20 protein-coding genes are annotated in these 21943 nt (G+C 43.2%); 16 read left to right on the top strand and 4 right to left on the bottom strand.

The genetic code is table 11. The annotated features are described in order from the left end of the window. Nucleotides 1–118: 118 nt before the first annotated feature. The 16 genes from rfbB to HQN60_RS01750 all read left to right on the top strand — a co-directional run bounded on the left by rfbB (nt 119) and on the right by HQN60_RS01750 (nt 15477). Nucleotides 119–1180, top strand: coding sequence for a dTDP-glucose 4,6-dehydratase (gene rfbB / locus HQN60_RS01825; RefSeq protein ID WP_173532087.1), 1062 nt, complete (start codon nt 119–121; stop codon nt 1178–1180). Nucleotides 1181–1182: 2 nt separating this feature from the next. Continuing rightward, nucleotides 1183–2097, top strand: coding sequence for a dTDP-4-dehydrorhamnose reductase (gene rfbD, locus HQN60_RS01820; protein ID WP_173532086.1), 915 nt, complete (start codon nt 1183–1185; stop codon nt 2095–2097). 34 nt (nt 2098–2131) lie between these two features. Continuing rightward, entirely contained in the window at nt 2132–3016 is an 885-nt protein-coding gene (gene rfbA / locus HQN60_RS01815) for a glucose-1-phosphate thymidylyltransferase RfbA (protein WP_173532085.1), read from the top strand. 84 nt (nt 3017–3100) lie between these two features. Next, nucleotides 3101–3652 (top strand): dTDP-4-dehydrorhamnose 3,5-epimerase, encoded by a 552-nt coding sequence (rfbC, locus tag HQN60_RS01810; RefSeq protein WP_173532084.1) that lies wholly within the window; start codon nt 3101–3103, stop codon nt 3650–3652. Next, the gene (locus HQN60_RS01805; protein ID WP_173532083.1) at nt 3642–4040 is read left to right on the top strand and encodes a sugar 3,4-ketoisomerase; all 399 of its coding nucleotides are present in this window, start codon (nt 3642–3644) and stop codon (nt 4038–4040) included. The genes rfbC and HQN60_RS01805 overlap by 11 nt, the downstream gene beginning before the upstream one ends. Beyond that, the gene (locus HQN60_RS01800) at nt 4037–4489 is read left to right on the top strand and encodes an acyltransferase (RefSeq protein ID WP_173532082.1); all 453 of its coding nucleotides are present in this window, start codon (nt 4037–4039) and stop codon (nt 4487–4489) included. Before HQN60_RS01805 ends, HQN60_RS01800 begins: the two co-directional genes overlap by 4 nt. Nucleotides 4490–4498: 9 nt before the next feature. Then, the gene (locus tag HQN60_RS01795) at nt 4499–5590 is read left to right on the top strand and encodes a DegT/DnrJ/EryC1/StrS family aminotransferase (protein ID WP_173532081.1); all 1092 of its coding nucleotides are present in this window, start codon (nt 4499–4501) and stop codon (nt 5588–5590) included. Nucleotides 5591–5625: 35 nt separating this feature from the next. Next, nucleotides 5626–6840 carry a hypothetical protein gene (locus HQN60_RS01790; RefSeq protein WP_173532080.1) on the top strand — a complete coding sequence of 405 codons (1215 nt, stop codon included), beginning with the start codon at nt 5626–5628 and terminating at the stop codon, nt 6838–6840. Beyond that, nucleotides 6837–7781, top strand: coding sequence for a glycosyltransferase family 2 protein (locus tag HQN60_RS01785; protein ID WP_173532079.1), 945 nt, complete (start codon nt 6837–6839; stop codon nt 7779–7781). Before HQN60_RS01790 ends, HQN60_RS01785 begins: the two co-directional genes overlap by 4 nt. Next, nucleotides 7778–9007, top strand: coding sequence for an MATE family efflux transporter (locus HQN60_RS01780; RefSeq protein ID WP_173532078.1), 1230 nt, complete (start codon nt 7778–7780; stop codon nt 9005–9007). Before HQN60_RS01785 ends, HQN60_RS01780 begins: the two co-directional genes overlap by 4 nt. Before the next feature lie 23 nt (nt 9008–9030). After that, entirely contained in the window at nt 9031–10203 is a 1173-nt protein-coding gene (locus tag HQN60_RS01775; RefSeq protein WP_173532077.1) for a glycosyltransferase, read from the top strand. Then, nucleotides 10200–11093 carry a glycosyltransferase gene (locus HQN60_RS01770; RefSeq protein ID WP_173532076.1) on the top strand — a complete coding sequence of 298 codons (894 nt, stop codon included), beginning with the start codon at nt 10200–10202 and terminating at the stop codon, nt 11091–11093. Before HQN60_RS01775 ends, HQN60_RS01770 begins: the two co-directional genes overlap by 4 nt. A gap of 11 nt (nt 11094–11104) precedes the next feature. Then, complete coding sequence (locus tag HQN60_RS01765; protein WP_173532075.1) at nt 11105–12010, top strand: glycosyltransferase; 906 nt, start codon at nt 11105–11107, stop codon at nt 12008–12010. Further along, the gene (locus tag HQN60_RS01760; protein WP_173532074.1) at nt 12000–12938 is read left to right on the top strand and encodes a UDP-glucose 4-epimerase family protein; all 939 of its coding nucleotides are present in this window, start codon (nt 12000–12002) and stop codon (nt 12936–12938) included. The genes HQN60_RS01765 and HQN60_RS01760 overlap by 11 nt, the downstream gene beginning before the upstream one ends. A 29-nt stretch (nt 12939–12967) precedes the next feature. After that, nucleotides 12968–13531, top strand: a complete 564-nt coding sequence (locus tag HQN60_RS01755; RefSeq protein ID WP_308419416.1) for a sugar transferase — start codon at nt 12968–12970, stop codon at nt 13529–13531. 62 nt (nt 13532–13593) lie between these two features. Further along, on the top strand, nt 13594–15477 hold the full coding sequence (locus HQN60_RS01750; protein ID WP_173532073.1) for a polysaccharide biosynthesis protein: 1884 nt from the start codon (nt 13594–13596) through the stop codon (nt 15475–15477). A 179-nt stretch (nt 15478–15656) separates the two neighbouring features. Here the strand turns inward: HQN60_RS01750 and rng are convergent, their stop codons facing one another. The 4 genes from rng to leuS form a co-directional block, all read right to left on the bottom strand. Beyond that, nucleotides 15657–17108, bottom strand: coding sequence for a ribonuclease G (gene rng / locus HQN60_RS01745; protein WP_173532072.1), 1452 nt, complete (start codon nt 17106–17108; stop codon nt 15657–15659). 137 nt (nt 17109–17245) lie between these two features. Beyond that, nucleotides 17246–18268 (bottom strand): DNA polymerase III subunit delta, encoded by a 1023-nt coding sequence (holA, locus tag HQN60_RS01740; protein WP_173532071.1) that lies wholly within the window; start codon nt 18266–18268, stop codon nt 17246–17248. Then, on the bottom strand, nt 18268–18834 hold the full coding sequence (locus tag HQN60_RS01735; protein ID WP_173532070.1) for an LPS-assembly lipoprotein LptE: 567 nt from the start codon (nt 18832–18834) through the stop codon (nt 18268–18270). The genes holA and HQN60_RS01735 overlap by 1 nt, the downstream gene beginning before the upstream one ends. Before the next feature lie 316 nt (nt 18835–19150). Beyond that, nucleotides 19151–21784: a leucine--tRNA ligase gene (gene leuS, locus HQN60_RS01730; protein ID WP_173532069.1), complete on the bottom strand. Its 2634-nt coding sequence runs from the start codon at nt 21782–21784 to the stop codon at nt 19151–19153. Between the last annotated feature and the right edge of the window lie 159 nt (nt 21785–21943).

Here is a 21943-nt window from a genome sequence, read left to right as displayed (position 1 = left end):
AATGTGGCATGTATGTTAATGCCTGTGATTACAGATGAAATTTCGTTATAAAAATTAATAACTTATTTATATTTGTTTCGAGTGGCTTATATAAATTTGCATGAAAGGTAGAGATTTAATGACTATTTTAGTGACTGGCGCAGCTGGGTTTATCGGTGGTAATTTTGTTTTGGATTGGCTCGCTGGCTGTGACGAGATGGTGATTAACGTCGATAAACTGACGTATGCCGGTAATCTCGATACCCTTAAAGGGTTAGAGGGCGATATCCGTCATGTGTTTGTTCGTGCTGATATTGGTGATCGGGACGTTGTTGGCAAATTACTTGCTGAATACCAACCCCGCGCAGTGATTAACTTTGCCGCCGAATCGCACGTTGATCGCTCAATCACGGGGCCGGGTGAATTTATTCAAACCAATGTCGTTGGCACTTTTAATTTATTAGAAAGCGTGCGCGGTTATTGGGCTGATTTAGCCGCGGAGCAAAAAGCGGCTTTTCGCTTTTTGCATGTGTCGACTGACGAAGTTTACGGTACGCTGGCTGCCGATGATCCGGCGTTTAGCGAAACCAAAGCGTTTGAACCCAATAGCCCGTATTCGGCCAGCAAAGCGGCGTCAGATCATTTGGTTCGCGCTTGGCACCACACTTATGGCTTGCCGGTATTAACTACCAATTGCTCGAATAATTATGGCCCGTATCATTTCCCAGAAAAACTGATTCCGCTGGTAATTCTGAATGCACTGGCTGGTAAGCCTTTGCCGATTTATGGTGATGGCCAGCAAATTCGCGATTGGTTGTATGTGAAAGATCACTGCTCAGCGATTCGCCGCGTACTTGAAGCGGGCAAAGTTGGTGAGACCTACAACGTTGGAGGCTGGAATGAAAAGGCCAATCTCGATGTGGTAAAAACCATTTGTACTTTGCTCGATGAATTACAGCCCAAAGCCGACGGCAAAGCGTATATTGAGCAAATCACCTATGTAACCGATCGCCCTGGGCATGATCGTCGTTACGCGATTGATGCGCACAAACTCGAGCGTGAATTAGGCTGGAAACCGGCGGAGACTTTTGAATCGGGCATCCGTAAAACCGTAGAGTGGTATTTAGCGAATCAAGATTGGGTGAGTAATGTCACTAGCGGCGCATATCGTGAGTGGGTATCGACCCAATACGGGGCTTAAGCATGGCTTTGCAAGCAATACCTAAGATATTGGTTACGGGTAAAAACGGCCAAGTGGGCTTTGAGCTGCAACGTAGCCTTGCCGTGCTCGGTGAGGTGATTGCGGTGGATCGCGATGATTGCGATTTATCCAATCCCGATGCGATCCGTGACTTAGTGCAACGCATTTGCCCCGATATCATCGTCAATCCTGCCGCGCATACTGCGGTGGACAAGGCCGAATCTGAAGTTGAGCTGGCAACATTACTCAATACCACCGCACCGCAGGTCTTTGCTGAAGAAGCAGCCAAGCTCGGCGCCTTGCTGGTGCATTATTCAACCGATTATGTATTTGATGGTCGTAAAAACGGTGCGTATTTGGAGGACGACGTAACAAATCCGCAATCGGTTTACGGCAAAACCAAACTGGCCGGTGAAGACGCGATTCGCGCCAGCGGCTGCCGGCATTTGATTTTCCGCACGAGCTGGGTGTTTGGCGCGCATGGCGCAAATTTCTTGAAAACAATGCTGCGATTGATGCAGCAGCGCGATGCGCTGAGTGTGGTGGCCGATCAAATCGGCGCACCAACGTCGGCAAGCTTATTGGCTGATGTGACCGCTCAGATTATTTCGCAATATCTGCGTAGTAACAATCAAGCTGAATTTAATTTTGGTACTTACCATGTAGTGGCAGCAGGTGAAACCAGTTGGCATGGGTATGCATCGCTAGTTAATGATATTGCTGGGCAGCAAGGCTATACCTTGAAGGTTGCTAGTGACGCAATCAAAGCAATTCCCGCTAGTGACTATCCAGTTCCTGCACCACGCCCAGCTAATTCACGATTGAACACCCAAAAATTGCAAAGCACTTTTGGTTTATTGTTACCCGATTGGCAAGTTGGCGTGCAGCAAGTGATGACGCTGATTAAGCAGCCTTAATTTTATTTAAATTTAAAGAACATTAGGAATTTTTATGGCAAGCCGTAAAGGTATTATTTTAGCCGGTGGTTCGGGGACTCGACTATATCCAGCCACGATCGCCGTATCGAAGCAATTGCTACCAATTTACGATAAACCGATGATTTATTACCCGCTGAGCACGCTATTGCTCGCGGGAATTCGCGATATTTTAATTATCTCTACCCCACAAGACACTCCACGCTTTGAGCAATTGCTCGGCGACGGTAGCCAGTGGGGGATTAAATTGCAATACGCCGTACAGCCAAGCCCCGATGGCCTAGCGCAAGCGTTTATTATCGGTGAAGAATTTATTGGCCAAGATAATGTCGCACTGGTGTTGGGCGATAATATTTTTTATGGCCATGAATTTGCTGATTTATTAAAAACTGCAGCTGATAAAGAAAACGGCGCCAGCGTTTTTGCTTATCACGTCAATGATCCAGAACGCTATGGCGTAGTGGATTTTGATGCGAGTGGTAAAGCACTTTCTATCGAAGAAAAACCACTGAAACCAAAATCCAATTACGCGGTAACAGGATTATATTTCTACGACAATAGCGTCATTGAAATCGCCAAAAATATTAAACCCTCGCCACGTGGTGAATTAGAAATTACCGATGTCAATAGCGTGTATTTAGCGCAAGGTCAATTAGACGTAAAAACAATGGGCCGCGGCTATGCTTGGCTAGATACCGGCACGCATGAATCGATGCTCGAAGCCAGTCAATTCATCCAAACCATCGAAGCGCGTCAAGGCTTAAAAGTCTGTTGCCCAGAAGAAATTGCTTATCGCCAAGGCTGGATTGATGCTGGGCAAGTTGAGCAATTGGCACAACCATTGAAAAAAAATGCCTACGGGCAATATTTGTTACGCATGATTAAAGACGTTATTGTCTAAAAGGAATTGTGATTAAGGGGGGGTAGGGAAAAGACCATTTTATCTTGGCTTAAATCCTATTCCTCATTCCTTATTCCCAGAATTATGAATATCATTGATACCCAAATTGCCGACGTTAAAATCATTGAGCCACAAGTATTTGGTGATGAACGTGGATTTTTTTATGAAAGCTTTAATCAAGCCAAGTTTGAAGCCGCGATCGGACGTCAAGTTAACTTCGTTCAGGACAATCACTCTAAATCAAGTAAAGGCGTATTGCGCGGCTTGCATTATCAAATTCAGCATCCACAAGGCAAATTAGTTCGCTGTACACAAGGCGAAGTATTTGATGTGGCGGTCGATTTGCGTAAATCGTCACCGACCTTTGGTCAGTGGGTTGGCGTAACGTTATCAGAAGAAAATAAACGCCAACTCTGGATCCCCGAAGGCTTTGCCCATGGATTTATGGTGGTGAGTGAAACCGCAGAGTTCTTATATAAAACGACGGATTATTGGTATAAAGAGTTTGAGCGAAGCATTATTTGGAATGACCCGCGAATTGGTATTGAATGGGGTGAGTTAAATAATCCTAATTTATCAGCAAAAGATCAGCTTGCTGTCACTTTAGATATGGCCGAGATTTTTGATGCAAATTAAATTGATTCAATTGCAAAAACATGGTGATGAGCGTGGTGCTTTGGTGGCATTGGAAGAAAATAAAAATATTCCTTTTCCAATTAAACGTGTTTATTACTTGTTTGGCACAAAAGAAAATGTACGTCGTGGCTTTCATGCTCATAAAAAGTTAAAGCAGGTTGCCATTGCTGTTAGAGGGTCTTGTCGATTTCTGTTAGATGATGGCAAAGAAAAAATTGACCTTTTATTAGATAACGCAGCGCAGGGGTTGCTAATAGAGTCATTTATGTGGCGAGAAATGTATGACTTTAGTGAAGATTGTGTGCTAATGGTTTTGGCTGATGATTTTTATGATGAAAGTGATTATGTTCGCAGTTATGAAGAATTTATTCAGATCTCTAGTTTATGATACATATATTAAGTGACGTACAAACCACCTTAATTGGAAAGAATACGAATATTTGGCAGTTTTGTGTTGTGCTTTCTGGCGCAGCAGTTGGTGATGATTGCAATATTAATGCCCACTGCTTTATTGAAAATGATGTGCGAATTGGTAATCGAGTAACCGTTAAATCTGGCGTCTATCTTTGGGATGGTACAATAATAGAAGATGATGTGTTTATCGGTCCGAACGTCACATTTTCCAATGATAAATATCCACGTTCAAAGCAATATCCTGGTCAGTTTTATGGTGCTACAGTAAAAAAAGGTGCATCAATTGGTGCTGGTGCAGTTATTTTGCCTGGCATTGTGATTGGTGAAAATGCAATGATTGGTGCAGGAGCTGTCGTTACTAAAGACGTTGCTGCAAATACAGTAGTTGCCGGTGTTCCTGCACGTTTACTTATATCCAAATAGAAAATATATATGATTCCATTTTTAGATTTAAAAGCCATTAATTTAGCGCATCGTGATGAATTAATTAATGCATTTACTCGCGTACTTGATTCAGGTTGGTATGTATTAGGTAATGAAGTCAAGCAGTTTGAAGCTTCATTTGCAGATTACTGCAATGCAAATCATTGTGTGGGCGTGAGTAATGGTCTGGATGCTCTGCATTTGATTTTACGTGCTTACGATATTGGTGCTGGTGATGAAGTCATTGTTCCTTCTAATACCTATATTGCTACCTGGTTAGCTGCCACGTATGCAGGTGCAACGCCCGTACCAGTTGAGCCATGCATAGATACCTATAATATTGATCCAAGTTTAATTGAGGCTGCAATAACCCCGCGTACCAAGGCGATTATTGCTGTGCATTTATATGGGCAGCCAGCTGATATGGATCCAATTATGGCGATTGCCGAAAAACACGGTATAAAAGTTATTGAGGATGCTGCGCAGGCCCATGGGGCTTTATATAAAGGTCGTAAAGTAGGTGGCCTTGGTCATGCGGCTGGATTTAGTTTTTATCCAGGTAAAAATTTAGGTGCGATTGGTGATGCCGGCGCGGTAACAACAAATGATGCTGAGTTAGCCGATAAAGTTCGAGTATTAGTCAATTATGGTTCAAAAGTGAAATACCATAATGAAGTACAAGGCTTTAATTGCCGATTAGATGAATTGCAGGCCGCATTATTGACTGTGAAGCTGCCGCATTTGGATGATGAAACTCAACGTCGTAAAGCCATAGCAAAACAATACACTGAAGCGTTGCAAGGATTGGAAGTAGTTTTACCGCAAGTTATGGCTGCAGCAGAGTCTGTTTGGCATTTATATGTGATACGTTGCAAAAATCGTGATAAGTTGCAACAGATGCTTGCAGAAAGAGGAGTATCTACAATGATACATTATCCCATTCCTCCGCACCAACAAAAAGCTTATTCCGAATTTAATCATTATAATCTACCCATTTCTGAAAAAATTCATCAGCAGATATTAAGCTTGCCAATTTCACCCACAATGACAGATGAAGATGTTTTAGATGTTATATCTATTCTGCGCGAAGTGCAAATTTAAGCTTCGATTTTAGTTTCTTTTGGAAATAAAATATCATGCTTAATGCATTCTTGATCTTTGTAGCCGTCATTAGCGTGGTGCGAATGTCATTAGATATAAAGAAAATAGGTGTGGAGCTGTTGTTCTACCCTTTTTCTTGGTTGTTGTTGTTTACAATAGCTTATTTCGCTGTGCCTGCGATTGTGGTCGAAAAAATTTCATATTTTTATGGATGGTACTTTAATGATGATGTTATATTTATTAGTAAGTTAGCATCGCTTTATTTTTCTATTCTTGTATTTATTTTCTATTTATTATGCTTTCCTCGAGGTGGCAAGATAAATATAAATCCTATAATGTTTAGTAATTTACGTAGAATAGTTATATGTTTAAGTGTTTTTATAATTGCATATTTATTATTTGTAGCAAAAACTTATGGCTTAAGTTCTTTCGCAACACTGATGGCTGATGGTTATCAGGGCGATCAATCAATTAGTGAGGATGCAAGACTAAAAACGGTAGCATATATTTCTATCCCATTGATCGTTATCTTGGTTTTGCATGCACATACTACGCTAGCAATAAGTATAGCCATGTTAATTGCATTTATCGATATGAGTCAAGGTGGTAGAACTGCTGCATTAATTCCAATTGTTGCTGTTTATATATCATTTTGTTATGTGAATAAAAAGACATATTTAGGTATAGCTCTAGTTTCAAGTGTATTGCTATATAGTGTTGGTATATTTTTTAGGCCAAGTGAAATAACTGCACTCGGTGAAATTCCCCCTTATATATCAGCTATGGGTGAATTTCGTGAGACTTTTTTAACATTGCCATATATTTTAAATAAAGATATTTCAGGTGATTTATTGAATGTGCCTATTTCTTTTTTATTTAATTTTGTTGGCCCATTTCGTTTTTTTTTGATGGATGTTTTTTTGAATCCTGGTGCTGTGCTTGCTAACCATATTGGCCGAGGTTATGGATTAGGGCTCAATTTTTTGACTGAGGCTTTCTATTATTTTGGATATCTAGGTGTTTTTTTAACACCCCTGATTCTTGTCGGGTTTGTGTCTTTTTACTCATTAATAATTGAACGATTGTCTGGTGTGCTTAGGGTTATTCTAATTGTAATTTTTATCTTGGTTGGACGGCTTATTTTGAGGGAAGGTTTTTTTCTTAATGTTGGTCTTTTGTGTTATTTGATATTTTGGTTGGCTTTTATCCCATTTTTGGGTTGTAAAATTAAATATATTTTGAGTAAATGATTGTGTGTTTTTTTTCTATTGTTGTTCCTGTCTATAATAAAGAACTCCATCTGATAAAGTGCATTTCGAGTTTAATTGATCAGACATACCAAGATTTTGAAGTGATTTTTGTTGACGATGGTTCTAAAGATGGATCAGCTGAGTTAATCCGTTTGACGAGTGACTGCAGAATAAAACTTATTCAAAAAGAAAATGGTGGGGTTTCTTCTGCACGGAATCTCGGTATTTTATGCGCATCAGGAAAATATATATGTTTTCTTGATGCAGATGATTTTTACTCTCCAAATTTTTTGCATGAAGTTAGCTATCTTATAGAAAAAAACAAGAATGGTGTTTTTTTTGCAACAGCTTATTATTCAAAATCTAATGGTAGGTTAAGACGGTCTTTGTCTCCAAAAATGGTTCTAAACGGAAGTGAAATTATTCAGGATTTTTATTTTAACTGGGCATTGGGGGCTTTTTTCTGTGCATCTTCTGCAGTTGTAGCTCGTGATTTTCTGCTGGCAGAAAATATTCGGTTTCCAGAGGGGGAGAGTAATGGTGAAGATCAGGATTTTTGGTTCCAACTGGCAGAGAAAACAAATATTATATTTTTGAATAAGCCATTGTCTACTTATGTCAGAGGTATTAATGATAGTTTAACTTCATCGGCTGTTATCTTGGAGAAGTTGCCATATATTAAAAGATTGGAGGAAAGAATTAATCTGGGTGATGTTGGTATACAAAATGTAAACTCTGCAAAAATGATCATAAACCGAATTAGACTTGAGTTATCTGTTAATCATGCTTTCTTTGGATCAAAGGTCCAAGCTATTAAAGTGTTTACAAAAGGTGGGGGTACTAAGGGTTGTGCTAAGTTGAAAAGTTTAGTTGTTCTGGGGCTTCTATGCCCAAGATTGGTTTTTAATATGTATCGAAAATTTAAACGAGCATTAAAGTGACGTTTGGAAATATTATATGGGGTGGTGGTGAGAAGGTAGTTCAGGTCCTTCTGTCTTTAGTTTTTACTGGATTAACTGCGCGTTATTTTGGTGTCAATCTATTTGGTGCATACCAGTTTGCCTTATCTATTTTACTGATTGCTATTAGCATGACATGGCTTTGTCCTGCTGAGATATTTTATTCAAAACTAGACACTCATGGCAAGCTACCACGAGCAATTGTCACTACATCAATTTTGTATCGATTGTTGATATCAGGCATAATTTTTTTTATTGCACTAATATATATATTCAATTTTGTAAATGATGATGATAAAAAGATATTTATTATCATTTTACTTTGTTCACTTTTATATTCAGAGCCTGCTGGTATTTTTAGAATGCTACTTGAGACGCAGGGGTTGTTTCAAGTGGCGGCCAAAATTCGGCTACTAGCATTGACTTTAAAAATAGCAGTAGCGTATGTAGTTATTTCAACTTCTGCGCACCCACTGTTTATTTTAGCAGCTATATTGCTTGAATCGATGTTTACATCATTTATGTGCTGCTATTTGTATCTAAAGCATAATCCAGTATATAGATTTAGAGTTGCTGATTTTGATTTCGACATAGCAAAGCTTTTCTTTCAGGAAGGGATAAAAGTTTGGCCCGGGTTGGTTGCGATGAGTTTTTTCTTACGTACTGACCGGTTAATTTTAGAGGCTAGATTGGACGGTGCCTTATATGGTAATTATGTTGCAGCGATGAGTGTACTCGAGCAATTGACATCGATTTCAGTGATGTTGTGTGCAACTCTAGCTCCAGTTTTAATCTACCGCGCAGACTCTCTTGATATTAAAAAGAATTTGATTAAATTTTTGGCTGTTAGTACATCTTTTGCAGTGATTTGTATTTTATTTTCATTATTGTTTTCAGGTGTTTTTATTAAAATGGTTTATGGTCAAAAATATATATTTGCAGAGCAAATGTTGAGGTATATGTCGATTAGTATTTTGTTTGTTTATTTAGATTCTGTGCTGTCAACTGTTTTGGTTAAAAATAAAAAGTATACCTTGATTTCAATTAAATGGATTTTAAGTCTTTGCGTTTGTTTTGTTGTTGTTTATTTCAATGAAGGTTGGAAGTCAGGTGTTTATGGTTATGCATTAGGTTGGTGTTTTTCTGTTGTATTCTCCCTCGTAGTAGTGTTAAGACTGCTGCGTTCGACATATCGAATTGTTAATTAATTACATCAAATAAAAGTCATGCAATGTTAAAAAAAATATCTGGTATATTTAAAGCTAATAAATTCTTATTTTTTATTTATGAGTATTTTTTTCAAAGAAAAATTAATAATTATTTTGGAGTTGACTATAGCTGTCGTGCTTTGTTTGTTTATAGTACGTATCATTTCAAGAGAGGGGCGTATATTGGGCACTCTAATTATCAGGAATCGATGGTTATAGCAAAAGTTTTAGATTCATTAGGCTATATTGTGGATGTTGTAAATAATAATTCTGAACAAATAATTGATTATGATCAGTATGATTTAATTATTGGTGAGGGCTTGCCATTATATAATGCAATTAGATTAGGAACGAGGGCACGTAAAATTTATTACGCCACCGGATCCCATCCATGGCAATGCACAGAAGCCTCGTTACGCAAATTGCTTGAGTTTTATCGTCGCCACAATATATTTTGTGATGAGTCATTGCGATTACAGGATTATCGTTGGGGTTTGGCTGCTTCATCGGCTGATGCGGTTATTTGTATTGGCAATCAACATACACTGTCTACTTTTGAAGCCAGGGGTGTGTCGCGTATTTATCCATTGAAGCCTACTTTTCATCAAAATTTTGAATACATTCCTGATTTAGAGCCGAATGATATATCTTCAAAGCGCAGAACTGCGCTCTGGTTTGGTAGTTATGGGCTTCTGCACAAGGGACTTGATATTACACTTGAAGCCTTTCGACAAAGACCTGATTGGAATCTAATTGTTTGCGGGCGTACTGACGTGGAAACTCAATTAATTTCAGCACTGGATATTAAGGAATATAAAAATATTGAAGTTCGTGGGTTTGTTAATGTTGCTGGGGACGATTTTCAAGAGATAGCAAGCCGAGCCTTGTATGTTATTTTGCCATCTAGTTCTGAGGGTATTGCAACATCGGTTATTACCTGTATGGGTCGATCTGGAATGATTCCATTAGTTACAAAAGAGTGTGGGGTTGATCTAGAGCATATGGGAGTCGAAATTAAAGGACAAACAGTAGAAGATATTCTCGATGTATTAGATTTGTGTGATCTATTAAGTACTGAAGAAATAACTGTAATGGCAAAAAATGCGCATCGAACTGCAAACAATGAATATACCTTAGTTAATTTTCAAGATCACTTCAAGAAAGCCCTTGTTGAATCTTTGGGACAGCATGTATGAGTAGTTTAGTTAGTATTTTGGTGCCATGCTTCAATCATTCATCTTTTTTGATAGAATCATTAGAGTCATTTCGCATCCAGACGTATTCGAATTTAGAATTGCACATCATTGACGATGGCTCTACTGATGATTCATCAGTATTGATTCGATCGTGGGTCAATAAAAACTCAACTCGATTTGTAAAGTGTACTTTTGAAAAAACTGTAAATAAAGGTGTTGTAAATACACTTAATTCTCTTTTGGAAAAATCTGATGGTCAATTTATTGTTATTTGTGCTAGCGATGACATATTGACCCCTGATAGTGTAGCTGTACGACTTGCTAAGTTTGATGAAGATGATTCAGTTGATGTTGTATTTGGAAGAGCAGATGTAATCAATAATGAAGGAGTATCTTATTTTGATGATGCTGCAAAAATTCTATATAAGGCAAATGTGGAAAACTTTAAGTCTACTAAACTAATTTCAGAGTTGTTTTATAGATGGAGTTTGCCTGGTCCTGTCTCAATGTATAGAAAAAGTTCACTGTTGTTTGTCGGTAGTTTTGATTCGAAATATCAAGTAGAGGATAGAAGTCTGTTTTTGCGCATGGTGATGCAACATTCTAAGTACTTGTATGTAGATCAATGTGTTGCTAGTTATCGTCGCCATGATGGTGCATATACAGTTAATCCGCAATCAAGGCGGCGTGTACAGTTAGATATCGCTCAATGTCATGTTGATTATGCGAATCAATTCTCTGGGTTGCGCTATCTTTATCTTAAGTCGTTTGTTCTAGATGTTTTAGTTCTGAAATATTCTAACTACGTTTCAATGTTTATGTTACTTGGGATAAAGGGACTAAGAAAATTGATTGTACTTTTATGCTTGTTTTTTTATTCTTATATATGATTGGTTTTTAAATGCAACGAAAGCATAAAAAAATTGCAGTATTGCTCGCAACCTATAATGGTCAGCTACATCTTCAGCAGCAGTTGGATTCAATATTAACTCAAGTAGGAGTAGATGTTAATATTTATATTAGTGATGATGGATCTTCTGATCGTACTCTCGATATTATATCGAGTATAGAAGACGATAGAATTGTTGTAATGCCTTCAATTCGATCAGGCGCTGCGGGAGCTAATTTTTTTCGTTTACTTCGAGATGTTTTATTTTTTAATTTTGATTATGTAGCTTTTTCTGATCAAGATGACCTTTGGTTGGAAGATAAACTACTTCGTGCGATTAGTAATATTGAATCGAAAAATGTAAATATTTATTCAAGTAATGTTACTGCATTTTGGAGTGATGGCCGTGAAATACTGATTAATAAAGCGCAGTTGCAACGACAATGGGATAACTATTTTGAGGCAGCAGGACCAGGCTGTACTTATGTGATGACGGCTGCAGCAGCAAATCAATTGAAAGAGTTACTTAGCAAAAATCATGAGCAAATGAAAGGTATTGAGTTGCATGATTGGTTTATTTATGCATGGGCTCGACATAATGGCTTGAATTGGTATATTGATCCTAAACCAAGTATGCATTATAGGCAGCATTCAAATAATGTTTTTGGTGTGAACAACGGTTTTTTAGCAGCTAAATCTAGATTTAGTAAATTAGCAGGTGGGTGGTATTTAGAGCAAATTATGCTAATTGCAAATGCAATTAATTCGCTCGATGTCCCTCCTGTCCAATGGATTAAGAATCCTTCACTATTAAATAAGCTTAAATTGATTTTTTCAATTTCTAGCTGTCGAAGACGTATTCGTGATCGTTTGGGTTTTATCGTCTTTATTTTGATGTTGCGTAAAAATGGCAAATAAAATTTTAATCACAGGTGCTAATGGTTTCGTTGGTAGTTCCTTAGTGCTTGTTTTAATTAAAAAAAATATAGAATATCGTGCAGTTGCTCGGCGTACAAATGTGGGGACTGTTGCTGCTGGCAATATTGATGCACATACGCAGTGGTCCGAAGCATTACTGGATATCGATGTGATTGTGCATACTGCTGCTCGTGCTCATATTTTAAACGATAATGTGCTTGATCCTTTGTCTGAGTTTCGTAAAGTCAATGTCGATGGTACTTTAAATTTAGCAAGACAAGCATTAGCAGCGGGTGTGCGTCGTTTTATTTTTATAAGCTCAATAGGCGTTAATGGAAATCAGTCTTCACAACCATTTTTAGAAGATGATCAACCTAATCCGGTAGAACCATACGCACTTTCCAAACTAGAGGCAGAGATTGGATTGAGGGATTTGCTTGTAGGTAGTTCGATGGAATTGGTTATTATTCGTCCTCCGTTGGTATACGGCGCGAATGCGCCAGGCAATTTTGGTCGATTAATTCAAGCTGTCGCAAAAGGTATTCCATTACCACTAGGTGCAATTCATAATCAGCGCAGTTTGGTGGCATTAGATAATTTAGTTGATTTGATTGTGACATGCATTGATCATCCTGCGGCAGCAAACCAGATTTTTTTAGCAGGTGATGGTGAGGATTTATCAACGACCGAACTTTTGCAAAAAATGGCTAAAGCTTTGGGGGTTTCTTCACGCTTGATTCCGATTCCAATGTGGTGCTTACAATTCGGGGCTAGATTATTGGGTAAGCAGGCGATGGCGCAGCGTTTATGTGGCTCATTACAGGTTGATATTTCAAAAGCCCAAAATGTATTGGGCTGGAGGCCACCATTGACTGTGGATCAGGCGTTACAAAAAACTGCGGATGATTTTTTAAAGCGTAATGCTTAATTTTTTAACGAACTGCTTTTAGGTCTTTTATGTTGAAGCGCTGTTTTGATTTTTTACTGGCTTTAATGGTTAGCTTGTTTTTTATTTTACCTATTATTGTTGTCGCCATACTGGTTCGACTAACTTCGAAAGGCCCTGCTTTATATTGGTCTGATCGGGTAGGGATAAATAATCGCATTTTCAAAATGCCTAAATTTCGCTCTATGCGTATTGACACACCCGCAGTTGCCACACATTTATTGGCTGATCCCAAGGCATGTTTAACGCCGATTGGTGGTTTTTTGCGTAAATCAAGTCTGGACGAGCTACCACAGTTGTGGAGTATTTTAGTCGGTGATATGAGCTTTGTTGGGCCACGGCCTGCATTATTTAATCAAGATGATTTAATTCAATTACGCACTGAAAAAGGTGTTGATCGTATTCGCCCTGGCCTCACCGGTTGGGCGCAAATTAATGGTCGCGATGAATTACCGATCCCGGTGAAGGTCGGCTTTGATGTTGAGTATTTACAGCGGCGCTCATTTGTATTTGATTTAAAAATCCTACTGCTGACCTTTTTAAAAGTCATTCGCCGTGATGGGATTACGCATTGAATTTTAATTATATAATTCTGTATCATTTATTGGCTGGTCTGGCTCAAAAAATCAGGTAAGTTATGTTAAATAAAGCAATTGCATTACCTAGAACAACTAAAAGCCTATTGATTTTAGCGCTTGATTTTATGTTATTACCCGTGGCGCTTTGGGTGGCAATTGCGCTACGTTTAGATGATTGGCAGTACCCAAATCAATTTGCCTGGTGGGTGTTTTTCTTGCCTTCTATCATTGCTGCGCCGATTTTTATTCGCTTTGGTCTGTATCGAGCAGTGATTCGTTATATCGAGGATAAGGCGGTTTTAACCATTGCCACTGCGGTGAGTTTGGCGCTATTGGGCTTTGTAACCGCGATTCAGTTATTGCAAATTACCGGTATTCCGCGTGGTTCTTTAGTGATTTTTTGGCTGTTGGCGATGGCGATTATTATTGCCAGTCGTTTTGCTGCGCGGAGTATTTTACGCAAATTAGCGCCACTATCCAAAGATCGTAAAACGGTATTGATTTACGGTGCTGGTAGCGCAGGGCGGCAATTGGCGGTGGCTTTGCGCACTGGGCAAGAGTACGAGCCGATTGGTTTTGTTGACGATTCATTTGCTCAGCAAGGGCTGCAAATTGGCGGGCTTAAAGTATTTAGCAACGAACAAATGCTCGCCCAAATTATGCTGAGTCGGGTCGATCAAGTGTTATTGGCCATACCTTCTGCGCCGCGCTCTCGCCAAATCGAGATCGTGAATCAGCTTGAGCCCTTAGCGGTCGAAGTGCGGATTTTACCGGGGATGGCTGATTTAGTTAGTGGCGAAGTGCGCTTGGCTGATGCGCGCGAAGTGGGTGTTGATGAGCTACTTGGTCGTGAACCCGTTCCGCCAAACAAAGAATTACTCGCTCGCAATATTAGCGGTAAATCGGTGATGGTCACCGGCGCAGGCGGCTCGATCGGTTCTGAGCTTTGTCGGCAGATTATTAAAAATCAACCGACGCATTTGGTGTTGTACGAGCTTTCCGAATTTGCCTTGTACACCATTGAGCAAGAGCTGAGCCAAATCATTCGTGAACATGCCTTGCCGATCGAGCTGCACCCTGTGTTGGGTTCGGTACAAAATGGCTTACGCCTTGCGGCGATTATGGCGCGCTATGGGGTGCAAACGGTGTATCACGCCGCAGCGTATAAACACGTGCCCTTGGTTGAATTTAATATTACCGAGGGGATTTTAAATAATGCCTTTGGTACTCGCGCAGCAGCGGCGGCGGCGATTGATGCTGGCGTTGAATCCTTTGTCCTTATTTCAACGGATAAAGCAGTTCGCCCGACTAATGTTATGGGCGCGAGTAAACGGATGGCTGAATTAGCCTTACAAGCTTATGCGCTAGATCCTTCGGTAACAACGCGGTTTAGTATGGTGCGCTTTGGCAATGTACTGGGCTCGAGTGGTTCCGTGGTGCCTTTATTCCGTAAACAAATTATGGCCGGTGGCCCTGTTAAAGTGACTCATCCCGAAATTAATCGCTTCTTTATGACGATTCCCGAAGCATCGCAATTGGTGATTCAAGCTGGCGCCATGGGCGGTAGTGGCGAAGTGTTTGTGCTGGATATGGGGCAACCGGTGCGGATTGTGGATTTAGCGCGGCGCATGATTCATCTGACTGGCTTTACAGTTAAAGATGATGCTAACCCTGCGGGCGATATCGCGATTGAGTTTTCTGGCTTACGCCCTGGCGAAAAGCTGTATGAAGAGCTACTGATTGGCGACAACGTGAGTGGTACCGAGCACGCTCGGATTATGAAAGCCAATGAGCAATGCCTAACGCTCGATGAGTTAGAGCAAGTGATTGCCGATCTAAGTATTGCTTGTGTGGGTAATGATTCCGCGCAAATTATTGGTATTTTACAGCGCTGCGTCTCGGGCTTTAAACCCGACCAAGCGGTGCGTGATCATTTGCATTAATTTCGTCGTCGTCGCTCATGCTAAGTGGCGTCTTGTAGGGTTGGCTTTCGCCGACTTGTTCGTCGCCTGAAGGCGACCCTAAGTAGCTGATATATTCGCTTGCAGCGTTTGATTGCATTTGTTTTGGTATATCAAGCTAAGCCTTTATTTTTAAGGTCTGGCTTGATATACCTTTATGTTTACACTAGCACCACATCAAACTGCTCTTGCGTATACGCAGTTTCTACCTGCAAATAAATCGGTTTTTTGATGAAGTCGGCCAGTTGTGCGAGGTTGGCTGATTCTTCGTCAAGAAACATATCGACCACCGATTGCGCGGCGAGGATGCGGTATTCTTTGGCGTTAAATTGCCGCGCTTCGCGCAAAATCTCGCGCAAAATTTCGTAGCATATGGTTTGGGCGGTTTTGATTTCGCCGCGCCCTTGGCAGGTGGGGCAGGGCTCGCAGAGCACGTGGGCCAGCGATTCGCGAGTGCGTTTGCGGGTGATTTCCACTAAGCCCAGGCTAGTGAAGTTAGAGACGGTGATTTTGGTGCGGTCTTTTTCTAGTGCTTTATTCAGTTCGCTCAGCACGGCGGTTTTGTGTTCTTCATTATCCATGTCGATAAAATCAACGATGATAATGCCGCCTAAATTCCTGAGCCGCAGCTGGCGAGCGATGACTTGCGTGGCTTCGAGATTGGTTTTGAAAATGGTATCGTCAAATGAGCGGGTGCCGACAAAGCCACCGGTGTTGACGTCGACTGTCGTCATGGCTTCGGTTTGATCAATGATCAGGTAGCCGCCAAATTTGAGATTAACGCGGCGGCTCATGGCGCGCTCGATTTCGGCTTCGACGCCGTGCAGCTCGAACAAGGGGCGATCGCCCGAATACAGTTGAATGCGCGGTAATACGTCGGACACAAAACGGCCGGCAAATTCAGTCATTTTGGCGAAGTTTTCGCGGCTATCGACCCAAACGCTATCGGTTTCGGTGGTGACCATATCGCGCAGTGCGCGCAATTGCAGCGATAAATCTTGAAATAACAACGAGCGAGCTGGCAGGGTGATCGAATTTTTTTTGATGTCGGCCCAAATCAAGCTGAGGTATTCAATATCGGCGCGCAGCTCGTCGTCCGAGGCGTGATCGGCGCTGGTGCGAATAATGTAGCCGCGATGATTGTCGGGCAGTAGGCTTTCCATCCGATCCCGCAAGCGGTCACGTTCTTGGTCGTTGCCGATGCGTTGTGAAATGCCAATGTGGGTGTCTTGCGGTAAAAATACTAAAAACCGGCCAGCAATGCTGATTTGCGTCGAAAGCCGTGCGCCTTTGCTACCGATCGGGTCTTTAACCACTTGCACCATAATGGCTTGGCCTTCATGGATCAGTCGCTCAATGCGCTGTACTTCACTCGGATTTTGTCTTTGCTCGATGACGTCGGCAATGTGCAAAAACGCGGCGCGCTCAAGGCCGATTTCGATAAAGGCGCTTTGCATGCCGGGTAAAACGCGCTTGACCATGCCCAAATAAATATTGCCGACCAAGCCGCGATGCGCGGCGCGTTCGATATGAATGTCGTGAACTACACCTTCATCAATGCTAGCGACGCGGGTTTCTTGCGGGGTGATATTGACGAGGATTTGTTCTTTCATAGTCGGGTTGGCACGCTAGCAGGAAAGGTGGATCGGGAAATGCTGGCCAAATGGCTGGGCATGATGTTTAGATTTATTCTTACACGCTTCGCAGTGCAAGGGGGTATTTGATCGATGGATTTGCATTGGCTCTTGTGTTATCCGGCTTTTTTCTTGGTCTGCTCACAAAGTGCTAAAGCCATGCTGGAGAGCTCATGCCAAACTTCACCATCGCCAATGCCTTTAATCAAGCTGTCGATGCGCGCGGCCTGTTGTAGTGCATTGGTCAGTTGTCGGCGGTTCACGCGGGCGGCGGCGGCTTCGATGAGTTTTTGTTTATTGCCCCACAGGCGTAAGTCTTTGATCAGTTGGGCGGTGGGTATATTGCGCGCTCGGCCTTGGGCAAAACGATAGAGATTACGTGTTTCTTCGGTGAGCGCCCACAGTACCAGTACTGCCGATTCGCCCTCGGCCTTGAGCCCGCTCAGCATATGCACCATGCGCTCGGCGTCGCCCACCAGCAGCGCTTCGCCCAATTGAAACACATCGTAGCGCGCCACATTGGCTACCGCCGCCGTCAGATCATCCAGCGTTAATAGGCCAGCCGGGTGCAGTAGTGCGAGTTTTTGGATTTCTTGCAATGCGGCTAATAAATTACCTTCCACCCGATCAACCAACCACGCCATCGCCTCGGCGCTGAGGCTTTGTTGTTGGGCGGCGAGGCGTTTGCTAATCCATTGCGGTAAGGCGCTGCGCTCGATGAGCTTGGCCTCGATGACTTCACCGGCTTTGGCCAGCGCCGACATCCATTTGCTATTGAGCGCGGTTTTATCGAGCCGAGGCAGGGTGATAATAGTCAGTGTATCGCTGGGTAGCTTGCTGGCAAAGGCTTCTAGCGCTTTACCCCCTTCGGTGCCGGGTTTGCCATTGGGAATGCGTAATTCTAAAATCCGCAACTCAGCAAATAAAGACAGCGATTGCCCGGCAGAAATCAGCTGCTCCCATTGAAATTGCGCCGCATTTTCCACGGTAAGCACTTCGCGCTCGCTATAGCCTTGCTGCCGCGCGATGTCTCTGAGCGTTTGCACCGCTTCTAGGCTCAATAGCGCTTCGTCGCCATGAATAATATACAGCGGGGCGAGTTTGCGTTTGGCTGCGGCGGCTAAGTCTTCGCTACGCATTATGGTTGTGTAGGCGCAATCGCTGATGCTGCCGATGTTGCTGAAGCAGCCGATGCCGCAGCCGCTGCCGCTTTATTGACGCCTTTGGCGGCGGCATTAATACGGCGAATGATTTGCAGCGAAGAATCACGCTGCATTTCGGTAATCAATTTACCTTCTTCGCTTTCATTGGCGAGAATGTCGTTTTCATCCCACTGCAAGGTACGGCTTAGCGAGATATTACCGTCTTCGATTAATGGCTGTTTGTCCAGCGTAGCGGTAAAGCGAACGCGGTAAAACACGCGGTATTGCACCACTTGGCCTTTGCTATTGACGCTTAAAATTTGTTTGTCGCTGCTTTCGTTAACGATATTGACCGCCACTTGCGCGTCGCTAGTCACCAATTTAACGTTGTCTTGCACGATGATCGCTTTGCGTAGCTCTTGCGCTGCGCTGCCGCCACCGCTGACTTGTATGGTTTTAAAGTTCAGTTGTGCGGCAGGCCCTTGTCCGCGTAAATGAAAGCCGCAGGCCATTAGGCTAAGGCAGAGCCCAAGAAGGACGAGGGTTTTCAAACGTAAGGGCATACTGTACTCCAAAATAATTACGGCTTAATGCCAGCGGCTTGATATGGGCTGCGGGCATTGAGTCGGTGAATTGACGGGGGCGGATAAGTTTTTTACTGGCTTGTTCACACAACGGTTCAGTCGATTTGATACGCCTAGCATATCGGTCCTATCGGGTCGTTACTCATGCTCGCTGATTCGCCACCCAATTCAGCGAAATCCCGTAGGAGCTCTCTGGTCCGTGATGGTTTGCCAAATGCACTGCTACGTTTGACCTTGCCGTATTCGATCAATGGCAAGGTCAAACGCCTGACTCGCTAAATGCTAACGTGCCGTGTTAGACCACAATACTGACCAATTTATTTGGCACCACAATCACTTTCTTGGGCGTGCCCGTCAAGTGTTTTTGCACTGCTTCATCGGCCAATGCGGCAGCTTCAATCGTGTCTTTGCTAGCGTCTTTGGCGACAAAAATCTCGCCGCGAACTTTGCCGTTTACTTGCACCATCATTTTAATTTCGTCTTGCGTTAGCGCGTCCAGAGCGGGCTCTGGCCATGCTGCATGCGCGATTTCACCGGCAAAGTTAAGTTCTAACCACAAGGTATGCGCAATATGTGGCGCAGCAGGGTAGATTGCGCGTAGCAAAATACCAAAGCATTCGCGCATCACTGCGGCATTGCTCTCGGGATATGCATCGAGCGCATTGAGCATTTTCATTACGCCGGACACGATGGTGTTGTATTGCAGGCGTTCGTAGTCGTTATTGATTTGCTTGAGCGTGTTGTGGATTTCAAAACGCAAGGTTTTGTCCGCTTTGCTCAGCGCACTGCTATCAAGGGTATTGCTTGCTGATTGAATTGCATCAGCATGTTTAACGCTATACCCCCATAGACGACGCAGGTAGCGATACGCGCCTTCTACGCCGCTATCTGACCATGCTGCGCTTTGCTCTGGTGGGCCAGCAAACATCGTGAATAGGCGCGCGGTATCGGCACCAAATTTTTCGATAATGTCTTTTGGTTCAACGACGTTGTTTTTCGATTTCGACATTTTTTCAATGCCACCCATCACCACGGGCAGGCCGTCTTCGACGCAAATGGCTGAAATCGGGCGACCTTTTTCGTCGTGTTGTACTTCAACTTCAGCCGGATAGAACCAGCGTTTTTTGCCCGAAGCTTCTTCGCGATAATAACAATCGCGCAGCAACATGCCTTGTGTAAACAAGTTTTTGAATGGCTCATCGAAGTTGATCAAACCTTCATCGCGCATCGCTTTGGTCCAAAAACGGGCGTACAGCAAATGCAATACCGCGTGCTCAATGCCGCCGATGTATTGATCCATGCCGCCAGCCGCATCTGAACCAGCGCCCATCCAGTATTGGGTACCATCGCCGACCATGGCTGCGGTGTTTTTTGGGTCGCAATAGCGCATGAAATACCAGCTCGAATCGACGAAAGTATCCATGGTGTCGGTTTCGCGCTGCGCGGCTGTGCCGCATTTCGGGCAGTCGACATTTAAAAAGTCAGCACGTTGTTTTAACGGATTGCCTGAGCCATCTGGGATGCAGTCAGTTGGTAGCACAACGGGCAGTTGCTCGTACGGTACTGGTACATCGCCGCAGCATGGGCAGTGGATGATTGGGATTGGTGTGCCCCAATAACGCTGACGGCTAATCCCCCAGTCACGTAAACGCCAAGTGGTTTTTTTCTCGCCGGCGTCTTGCGCTGCTAAATCAGCAGCAACCGCATCAACGGCCGCTTTAAAGCTCAGGCCATCGTATTTACCCGAGTTGATCGTTACACCACGCGTTTTGTCGCCATACGATTCTGCCCAAGCATCCGTACTGAAGTTTTCGCCTTCAATCGCAATGACTTGTTTGATTGGTAAGTCGTATTTTTTGGCAAAACCAAAGTCGCGTTCGTCGTGCGCTGGCACGGCCATCACTGCGCCATCGCCGTAGCCCATCAACACGTAATTGCCGATCCACACTTCAACTTGCTCGCCAGTGAGCGGATGCGTCACAAACAGGCCCGTGGCTTTACCGAGTTTTTCTTGGCTAGCGATTTCAGCTTCGGAAACGCCGCCTTGTTTGCATTCTTCAATAAACGCCAGCAATTCTGGTTTCAGCTCAGCAGCGCGGGTGGCGATGGGGTGTTCTGCGGCGACTGCACAGAACGTTACGCCCATAATCGTGTCAGCACGGGTGGTGAAAACAAATAGCTTGCCGTCTTGCACTAAATTGCCGTTGGCATCTTTAATGTCGTGATTAAACGCAAAGCGCACGCCTTCGGATTTACCAATCCAATTGCGCTGCATCGCGCGAACCATGTCGGGCCAGCCAGTCAGCTGATCGATGTCACCGAGCAATTCTTCGGCGTATTGCGTGATGCCAAAGTAGTAGCCCGGGATTTCGCGTTTTTCGACCAAAGCGCCAGAGCGCCAGCCGCGGCCATCAACGACTTGTTCGTTCGCCAACACGGTTTGATCAATCGGATCCCAGTTCACCACTTGGGTTTTTTTGTAGGCAACGCCTTTTTCCAGCATTTTTAAGAAGAACCATTGATTCCACTTATAGTATTCAGGGTCGCAAGTGGCGATTTCACGCGACCAGTCAAATGACAAACCCAGCGGTTTCATTTGCGACTTCATGTCGGCGATATTGGCGTAGGTCCATTCGGCTGGCGATTTGTTGTAGGCAATGGCTGCGTTTTCTGCTGGCAAGCCAAATGCATCCCAACCCATTGGCATCAAAACATTAAAGCCTTTCATCCGTAGGTGGCGCGCCAGCATGTCGTTGATGGTGTAGTTACGCACATGGCCCATATGCAATTTGCCTGATGGGTAAGGCAGCATTGAGCAGGCGTAATACTTAGGGCGGCTGGCGTCTTCAGTAACCTCAAACGCGCGTGCATCTTCCCAGTGCTGTTGGGCGGCGGCTTCGACTTCAATCGGTGAATACTGTTCTTGCATGAATGGACCTGCGGATGGCTGACAACAATCCGACGATTATACCCGAGTGCGTGTTTTAAAACTGCTGCGTCGGGGTTGAACTCTGACGATTTCGGTAACGAGCTGCAGTAAATTGGCTTGCCTTACGCTAAATAATGACAAATATTGAATGCTATTTTA

This window comes from Deefgea piscis, assembly GCF_013284055.1.
GTDB classification, from domain to species: Bacteria; Pseudomonadota; Gammaproteobacteria; order Burkholderiales; family Chitinibacteraceae; genus Deefgea; species Deefgea piscis.
Note: the sequence above shows the minus strand (reverse complement) of the source record. Positions and strands in the feature narration are given on the sequence as shown.